Source organism: Pseudoalteromonas sp. SIMBA_162, assembly GCF_046535955.1.
Taxonomy (GTDB): domain Bacteria; phylum Pseudomonadota; class Gammaproteobacteria; order Enterobacterales; family Alteromonadaceae; genus Pseudoalteromonas; species Pseudoalteromonas marina.
The window spans coordinates 1-232 of the sequence record NZ_JAWJBQ010001312.1 but is presented as its reverse complement, the minus strand read 5'-3'; the positions used below and the strand labels follow the sequence as shown (position 1 = coordinate 232).

Sequence of the window (232 nt, the reverse complement as noted above, 5' to 3'; positions counted from 1 at the left end):
CCAATTGGGCGCCGGAAGGTTCTTGACCGGGTCGTTCATCTGACCCGTCAGAATGTGCTCGCGCACGCCATAAGCGTTTGTAAGCTCCAGCGTCTGTTCAGGTAGCGTGATCGAGCCATTGACACTCACGAAGGTATCGTAGCCAGCACGATCCGCTTGAGCGGCGTTGTTGAACGGCCCCCAGTTCCAGAGCGGCGTGCCGTTTTGCTCATAGGCAAGGTCAAACTGGGCC

Annotated in this window: 1 protein-coding gene; it reads right to left on the bottom strand. The window is 58.2% G+C overall.

The window, feature by feature from the left end:
• Positions 1-232: hypothetical protein (locus tag R0J88_RS23890; protein ID WP_410901442.1), on the bottom strand; the 232-nt coding region annotated here is incomplete at both ends.